The organism is Psychrobacter sp. CX21 (assembly GCF_057396255.1).
In genome coordinates this window covers 18,948-27,197 of sequence record NZ_JBXYJG010000022.1, presented here as the reverse complement: position 1 = coordinate 27,197, position 8,250 = coordinate 18,948, and the positions used below count along the sequence as shown (strand labels likewise).

8 protein-coding genes are annotated in these 8,250 nt (G+C 35.8%); 7 read left to right on the top strand and 1 reads right to left on the bottom strand.

What is annotated here, in order from left to right; translation table 11 throughout:
* The first annotated feature begins 71 nt into the window (after window positions 1–71).
* A protein-coding gene (locus AC2SLP_RS10895) for an IS3 family transposase (RefSeq protein WP_486535053.1) occupies window positions 72–1,147 on the top strand; the annotation gives its coding sequence in 2 pieces (ribosomal slippage) (window positions 72–318 and window positions 318–1,147; 1,077 coding nt in all).
* A 36-nt stretch (window positions 1,148–1,183) separates the two neighbouring features.
* Here the strand turns inward: AC2SLP_RS10895 and AC2SLP_RS10890 are convergent.
* Window positions 1,184–1,348 (bottom strand): hypothetical protein, encoded by a 165-nt coding sequence (locus AC2SLP_RS10890; RefSeq protein ID WP_486536690.1) that lies wholly within the window; start codon window positions 1,346–1,348, stop codon window positions 1,184–1,186.
* A 208-nt stretch (window positions 1,349–1,556) separates the two neighbouring features.
* Between AC2SLP_RS10890 and AC2SLP_RS10885 the strand changes: the two genes are divergently transcribed.
* The 6 genes from AC2SLP_RS10885 (at window position 1,557) to AC2SLP_RS10860 (ending at window position 8,232) form a co-directional block, all read left to right on the top strand.
* A complete protein-coding gene (locus AC2SLP_RS10885) occupies window positions 1,557–3,401 on the top strand; it encodes an AAA family ATPase (protein ID WP_486536689.1) in 1,845 nt (614 codons plus the stop codon).
* Between the two features lie 109 nt (window positions 3,402–3,510).
* Window positions 3,511–4,929 (top strand): AAA family ATPase, encoded by a 1,419-nt coding sequence (locus tag AC2SLP_RS10880; RefSeq protein ID WP_486536688.1) that lies wholly within the window; start codon window positions 3,511–3,513, stop codon window positions 4,927–4,929.
* An 18-nt stretch (window positions 4,930–4,947) separates the two neighbouring features.
* A complete protein-coding gene (locus AC2SLP_RS10875; protein ID WP_486536687.1) occupies window positions 4,948–5,466 on the top strand; it encodes an AAA family ATPase in 519 nt (172 codons plus the stop codon).
* Complete coding sequence (locus AC2SLP_RS10870; RefSeq protein WP_486536686.1) at window positions 5,466–6,377, top strand: hypothetical protein; 912 nt, start codon at window positions 5,466–5,468, stop codon at window positions 6,375–6,377. Before AC2SLP_RS10875 ends, AC2SLP_RS10870 begins: the two co-directional genes overlap by 1 nt.
* 228 nt (window positions 6,378–6,605) lie before the next feature.
* A complete protein-coding gene (locus tag AC2SLP_RS10865) occupies window positions 6,606–7,454 on the top strand; it encodes a class I SAM-dependent methyltransferase (RefSeq protein ID WP_486536685.1) in 849 nt (282 codons plus the stop codon).
* 13 nt (window positions 7,455–7,467) lie between these two features.
* The gene (locus AC2SLP_RS10860; protein WP_486536684.1) at window positions 7,468–8,232 is read left to right on the top strand and encodes an alpha-ketoglutarate-dependent dioxygenase AlkB family protein; all 765 of its coding nucleotides are present in this window, start codon (window positions 7,468–7,470) and stop codon (window positions 8,230–8,232) included.
* Window positions 8,233–8,250 lie beyond the last annotated feature (18 nt).

The following is an 8,250-nucleotide window of genomic DNA, read 5'->3' as shown; positions in this document are numbered from 1 at the left end:
TGTAACTATCCCCTAAAATAACACAGCTCAAACGTAGAATTTCTTATAAAATACCCATAAGGAGTTTTAACATGAGCAAACGAATGACTGAAACCCAAATAGTATCAATCTTAAAAGAAGCAGAAGCTGGAATACCTGCCAAAGAGCTGTGCCGTAAATACGGTATTGCTAGTTCAACCTACTACAAGTGGAAGTCTAAATACGGAGGTATGGAAGCCTCTGACGTCAAGCGACTAAAAGAACTAGAAGAAGAAAACCGTAGGCTTAAACAGATGTATGCTGATTTAAGCCTCAAATCACAAATGCAGGAAGAAATCATAAAAAAGCTATAGCGCCTGTCCATGAACGTAAAGTCTGGGCACAAGAACTGCAGGCGCAGTATGGTGTTAGTATTGTGGTTAGCTGTCAGGTGGTCTGCATGAGTCGAACTGCTTATTACTACAAGCCTAAACTATCTGATGACAGTGAGATTATTGATGTCTTAAATGAGCTTACTGACAAGCATAATCGCTGGGGTTTTCCAAAGTGCTTTAAGCGTATGCGAGCACTTGGCTATTCATGGAATCACAAGCGCGTACATCGTGTTTACAAAGCGTTAAACTTAAACCTACGCCGTAAGACTAAAAGGCGACTGCCAGCACGCAATCCTCAGCCGCTAAGTGTGCCAAGTGCATTAGGGCATACTTGGTCTATGGACTTTATGAGCAATAAGCTACATAACAATATTCGCTTTCGAACCTTTAATGTGATTGATGATTATAACCGTGAAGTATTAGGCATTGATATTGGTACCAGCATCCCCTCACTTCGAGTGATTCGCTACCTTGATCAGCTAGCCGAGTGGCATGGTTACCCTAAGCAAATTCGTGTGGATAATGGTAGTGAGTTTACCTCACACGTATTCACTGATTGGGCATCGGCTCACGGTATTTACATTGACTATATCGAACCTGGTTGTCCTTATCAGAATGCTTATATTGAACGGTTTAATCGCAGTTATCGCAATGAGGTTTTAGATTGTTACCTTTTCAACAATTTAAACGAGGTCAATCAACTGACTGAAGATTGGATTGAGGTTTATAACACCCAAAGACCCCATGATTCACTTGATGATATGACACCTGCCCAGTACAGACAGGTGGCTTAACGATTCTACGATGATGTTGTGTTAAAGATGGGGTATTTACACTAGCTGCTTTGTGTCTTCTAGAATATTCCTACCACCACCTAACTTACGTTTAGGATTATCATAAATATTCAGCTTATAATTATCTCTTATGAACTTAGCGGTTAAGTCTTCCTCTTTTATTTTGCCTGCACAGATATCTTCTACCAAACAGTCTTTCAAACCAAGCCTCCTAATGATAACTTGAAATAAGATTAATATTTTAATCACCCAATAGCTTATACTCACCAAGTATATAGTCTTTTTAATCTTCCTAGAATTATCACAAGCTTGTCAATATACTCTACTTAGTAACTTATAGCCTATCTTTAACTCTCAATAAAAATCATATATCAAGACTCCCAACATCAATATTCAGAGTAAATAAGCAATGAGAATAACTCAGATATCATTAACAAATTTTCGATCTTTTAAAGAGACACAAGTTTTTGATTTAGCTCCTGTGACACTAATATTTGGCCCGAATAGTGCTGGTAAAAGCAGTATTTTCTCAGCTTTATTTTATGTGCAGCAAATCCTAGAGAAAGGACAGTGCAACCCTATGTACATTGATGCATTAGGGAAGAAATATGTAGGTGGATTCGAAAACCTTGTACACAAGCGAGACTTAGACTCAACAATTAAAATTAAAATTAAATATGAGTTAAGTCCGCTTATAAGTAAAAATTACTCGTACCTTTATAACTTGATTGAATCCGAGCTACAGATAAAGCTTGAGAGCCCTATCAAACGAACTATGTCAATTTCTACTGAGTTTGAGATTGCATGGTCAAAGAAAGACCAAGAAGCTTATGTCAAAACCTACATTGTAGAATTTGAAGATGATGAAATAGCAATGGTCGAGAGCGATAATAATAAGTCAACCATTACTTGGCTCAACTATATTCATGACTTAATGTTGCCACAGAATCACGAGCAGTGGCTTAAAAGTATGAGTAATATAGGTATATTACATAACTACAATCTACTATGCGTACATGGTATCGATGTGTATGAAACACCTCGTAATAAACGTCTAATTGAAATTGCTTCAGGTGCTTTTAGGCTGCTTCCAGAATATACTAAGATTGATCATAACCTACCAATGATGGAAATCATGTTAGGACTTACCGAGCAAGAAAAAAATGACAGTATTATTTCAGGGGAAATGACGTTTGTCTCTGCTATTCATCAACTTATCAATACTGCACATTTTAATAATACTGAGCCCTGGGATGTAACAGCTATAGGTGTTCAAAGTATACATGGTTATGAGTTTCCTCACTTTCCAATAGAGCTTATAGAGAGTAATGGTGCTATACCTCCATTAGGTCGTAAGTTACTAAGTTCTTTATTTATTGAGGACGTGAAAAATAAAGAAATAGTCTCTGAGCTACTGAGTGACGTCTTAGTGGCACCTTTAGACAACCTACTCGCAATTCTTAATAAGAGCATCTCCATTGGCCCTATTCGTAAGATTATTGATGCCAACTATCAGCCATTGCCTTATATCGAACAGAAGGACTGGTTTGATGGCTCTGCGGCGTGGAGCTACCTAGAAAAAGCTGATCTAGATACTCTTAAAAAAATTCATACTTGGATGAGCGATGAGGATAAGCTAAATCTTGGCTATGGTATTGCTTTGAAAGAAGTACAATCTACTGTTAAAACTTTTAATATTAATAATACCAGCAGTAAGATAGATGCCGATAATAGACTAGAAGTTAAGATACATGATGACTCTGATTTCATTTCCTCTAATGAGGGTCATGAAGAAAAAATATACTACTACACGATAATTGATAAATTTAATCAAATACCTGTAACTCCAAGCGAAGTCGGTACTGGGGTTTCCCAGCTTATGCCACTAATCATTGCTGCTATATCACAGCAAGGTGGTATCGTTGCTTGTGAACAGCCTGAGTTGCATCTGCATCCTAGAATTCAAGTTGCTATTGCTGATTTACTGACTCAAAACATTGATAACGTAAGTTATCTAATTGAGACTCACAGCGAGCACTTGATCTTAAGACTCTTAAAGCGTATTAGGCAGCATACAGACAATGAGCTGCCTGAAGGTTTAGATTTCATTAAGAGAAGTGATGTGGCTATTATCTATCTTGAACCTACAGAAAATGGGGTTATCGCAAATAAGATAGGAATTACAGAGGATGGCGAGTTTACAGATAACTGGCCACACGGCTTCTTCTCTGAACGTCGCCAGGAGTTAATGTAGCTCTAGTTTCGGTGACGATTACAAGCTTGTAGAATTACATTTTAGTCAGTTTTTAGAGCTATTATAAGTTTTGAATATATTATCTAATTAAGAATGAGAATAAATTTTTATGAAAATTACTCAGGTATCTTTAACTAACTTTCGATCATTCAAAGACACTCAAGTTATAGACTTGGCACCCGTTACATTAATGTTCGGGCCAAATAGCGCGGGTAAAAGCAGCATCTTTTCTGCACTATTTTATATCCAGCAGATTCTGGATAAGAAACAATGTGACCCTATGTATATAGATGCTTTAAACAAGAAGTATGTGGGAGGTTTTAAGAATTTAGTTCACAAACGAGATCTAGACTCTACTATTAAAATCAAAGTAACTTATGAGCTTGGTGATGAACAACGAAAAAGTTACTCATACCTCTATCCTCTAATTGAAAAAGAATTGGATATTAAACTAGAAAGCCCCATTAATAAGGTTTTCTCAATATCAACTGAATTTGAAATAGCATGGTCCAAGCTAGATCAAGCTGCTTATGTGAAGACTTACAGCGTTGAGTTCGATAACCGTGAAATCGCAAAGATAGAAAGTTTAAATGATAAAAAGCCAAAAATCACATTTTTGAACTATATTCACGACCTGTTTTTGCCTAAAAATCATAATTTTTGGAAAAATGAACAAATATCAAATAACTTTAATCTTCATCCATTTAATGATTTAGTTATAAATGGCAATGACGTCTATGAAAATGATCCTGAAGTTATTAATAAAAATTACCAAAATAAAATTAAAGATCTTGACCTTGAAACAAAGTCATTTTTTGACTCAGTTGAATCTTTATCGATAGAAGAATTTGAACCACCAAATACCATTAAATTTAGAATAAATATTGACAATGAAAAAGCAAAGTTTTACTACCCTAAAATTTTCAAAGGGGAAGAATATACTGAAGAACGTTTCATTAGATTTCTTGAGGAAAACTACCTAAATTTATTACGAGTAAATTTAACTGGTGAGATGTTTTATGTATCAGCTTTACACAAATTAATTCATAGTTATGAATGGAATAAGGATAAATACATCACCATTCAAGACTTTCGTGAATACGAGTTCCTTCATAATCCAATTGAAATATTTAATACTCAAGATGCTCTTCCACCCTTAGGAAGAAAGTTGTTTAACTCATTAGACTTAGATGATGTCAAAAAGAGCGAAATTATTTCAGAACTATTGAGCGATGTACTAATTTCGCCCTTAGACCACCTATTAGAGCATTTAAAAAAGAGTATTCCCATTGGCCCTATTCGTAAAATTATTGATGCCAACTATCAACCATTGCCTTATATTGAACAAAAGGACTGGTTTGATGGCTCTGCTGCTTGGAGTTATCTTGAAAAAGCCGATCTAGATACTCTTAAAAAAATTCATACTTGGATGAGCGATGAGGATAAGCTAAATCTTGGCTATGGTATTGCCCTAAAAGAAGTTCAATCGACTATTAAAACTTTTAATATTAATAATGCCAGTAGCTAGATAAATGCAGATAATAGGTTGGAAGTTAAGGTACATAATAATTCTGATTACATTTCTTCAAACGAAGGTCGTGAAGAGAAAGAATATCACTATACGATAATAGACAAATTCAATCAGATACCTGTAACTCCAAGCGAGGTTGGAACGGGTGTTTCTCAGCTTATGCCACTTATCATTGCCGCTGTATCACAGCAGGGTGGTATCGTTGCTTGTGAACAGCCTGAGTTGCATCTGCATCCTAGAATTCAAGTTGCTATTGCTGATTTACTGACTCAAAACATTGATAACGTAAGTTATCTAATTGAGACTCACAGCGAGCACTTGATCTTAAGACTCTTAAAGCGTATTAGGCAGCATACAGACAATGAGCTGCCTGAAGGTTTGAACTTCATTAAGAAAAGTGATGTGGCGATTATCTATCTTGAACCTACAGAGGATGGGGTTATCGCAAATAAGATAGGCATCACAGAGGACGGCGAGTTTACAGATAACTGGCCACATGGTTTCTTCTCTGAACGTCATGAGGAGTTGATGTAATGATTAAAGAGATTGCCATAGACCCTGATGTTTTACTGGAATGGTCTCAAGACAGAAGAGACTATCGAGAATTCAAGAATGAATACGGTGTAGGTACACCAAGGATAATAAGTTCATTCCCTAAAACTAAATATAAAAATTTAAGGAAATATTTACTCCGAAAAACAGACTACCTCTCGAGTGACATGGATAAATCACGCTATGTTTCAATGATTGAAATGCTTGAAGACAATATTTATCTACGGGATAGTGAGGTTGACTCCAGCGAAGACTGGCAAGATTTAGTTTTAAATGAGCAGAAGCCATTTGATATTGTAGTTTCTAATAAGAGAATTAATTGTCCTAACTTTATACATATTAATGATATTTATACATCTGGACTATTAGACCTTAAAAAACAGAAGTTTTTTAAGCGCAACCAAAATGACTTTATTAATGTCGTCAATAACTTTATAAAACTTACTAATAGTCAGTTAATTATCATTGATCCCTACGCTTGGAAGTCAAATTCTAGAAAATTAATTATTAAGCTAATCAAAGAAATTTATAGCAATCTAAATAATGAAAAGAATATTAATTTACAAATTTATTATAAAGATAACCCTAAACAAAATGTACCCATAGCTAGCTTTTATAGAGATTTATTATTAAAAGAGCTAGGTGATATATCTGACAGCATTAAAGTCTCTGTCTTTCACGTTGCTGAAACTTCAGAATCTGAAGCTTTTCATAATCGTTATATTCTCAATGATATTGGTGGAGTGATGTTAGGTCACGGGTTAGATATATCAAGCATAGAAGAAGATACTAATAAAAGGGATGTGGCAACCTTACTTGAAAAAGATCTTAGACAACACCTACTGCGTCAATTTCGGGAAAGCTCAACCTTTAAAATTATTAGTCATGCTTAAAGCTATTGTTTGCCATAAAGAAGCCATCTATTAATAGATGGCTTCTTTACTATCACAAGCTTGTGACTTTACAGATTAAGGTCTACATTACTCTAATATACCAATCAACAAGTTAGTTATCCCAGATAAACATAGAGCAGATCACAAGCTTGTGGCTTTAATAATCTCAACTGTGTTTACCTTATAATAGCGTTAACAACAAATATCCTTGCTGATTGGAGATAGACTATGAAAATTGAATTACAGATTGAAACTGCAATCAACTCAATCGAAGTAGGTTTCTCAGACTACTATGAGAGCATGGTCGAGTATTATCAGCTACACCGTAGTGGTAACCTCACACACACTGATTTTTGTAATCGCACTAATCGTGCTACTAGCCCTCTTACCTGCTCTAAGGAAGCCATATTCTATGCAGTTGCTTACAGCTGGCAGCATTATCAAACTATGCAGAGCTTCCTCTCTGTTATTGATGTGACATCTGATATAGCTGATAAAATCAGAGTAATAGATTATGGCTGTGGTCAAGGGATTGCCACTATAGCTTACTTAGAGTACTTGGTTGCACATAATGTAGCGGCCGAGAGTGAGTTTGAGGTTCACCTTATAGAACCATCATCTGTGACTCTAAGTATCGCTCAAAATCTAATTGAGAAGTTGGCTGATATTTATGGATTAAGGTTATCAATACATACTTATCAGCAATCTCTTGATAAGCCTATATTTTTCAAAAATAGTGACTGTACTGAAACAGTGCACTTACTAAGCAATATCCTAGATATAGAAGATGTTCAAAACAGCATCCCAACAATATCTTCAAGCATGAAGAAAATAGCTGGTAAAAACTTTTTGTTCGCTACCAGTCCTTGTTACCTCAATAGCTGGGAAGGTAACGATATCTTTGAGCAACATATAAGTTTCTCAAACTCAATTATCCAAAGGAACAGAGCGCTGAATACTAATATGTATTCAATAGTAAACGATTGCTGGGATACGCGATATTCTAAATCTAGCCAGCTCTACGCTTACTGGGACAGCAATGAAGTAGATTCTGAGAGTATGGATTTAGCCGCTTAAAACAGGAGCTTACATGTTGGATTTATTTAGTGACTTACAGGATACTGAGTCTGTACTACAAACCCTGATCAATAATGGTAAGTATTTGGATACTGATTATCCAGCACACTTACATCAAGATGGCAAAGGCATTGTGATAGAGATTGATAATGGCCGGCTCTATTATGCTCCTTATTTTTTCGATACGAAAGTAAGTGATGAAACATTAGATTATCTTTTAAGCTGTGAAGATGTTGATTGGAAAAGCTATGACTGGCATTCAGAGATAAATATATCCCGTTTAGAGTTCGATCATATTAACTGGCAACATGATACTATCAAAATGTTTGGTAAAGAGCATAAATTGCCACGCATCTCCGCTTGGTATGGTGATGAAGATAAGAGCTATCTATATTCTGGAATACAGCTTAGCCCTAACCCTTGGACTAGCAAGCTGAACTGGCTAAGAGATGAGCTAGAGGTTATATGCAAGAGACGTTTTAACAGTGTGCTTCTAAATTGGTACCGTACAGGTGAAGACTACATTAGTTGGCACGCTGATGATGAGCCTGAATTAGGTATTAATCCTATGATAGCCTCAATTAATTTTGGTGAAAGTCGCCGTTTTCTACTCAGATTAAAAGAGGATCATAGCCGTAAAATAGAGTTACCGTTACATCATGGCAGTTTGCTGATTATGGCAGGAGCTATTCAACACCATTGGCAGCATAGCGTTCCTAAGCAAAAAAGAGTCAAAGGTAATCGTGTTAACTTAACATTTAGAACAATCTTTAATTAGCTTAATACCTATAAATCA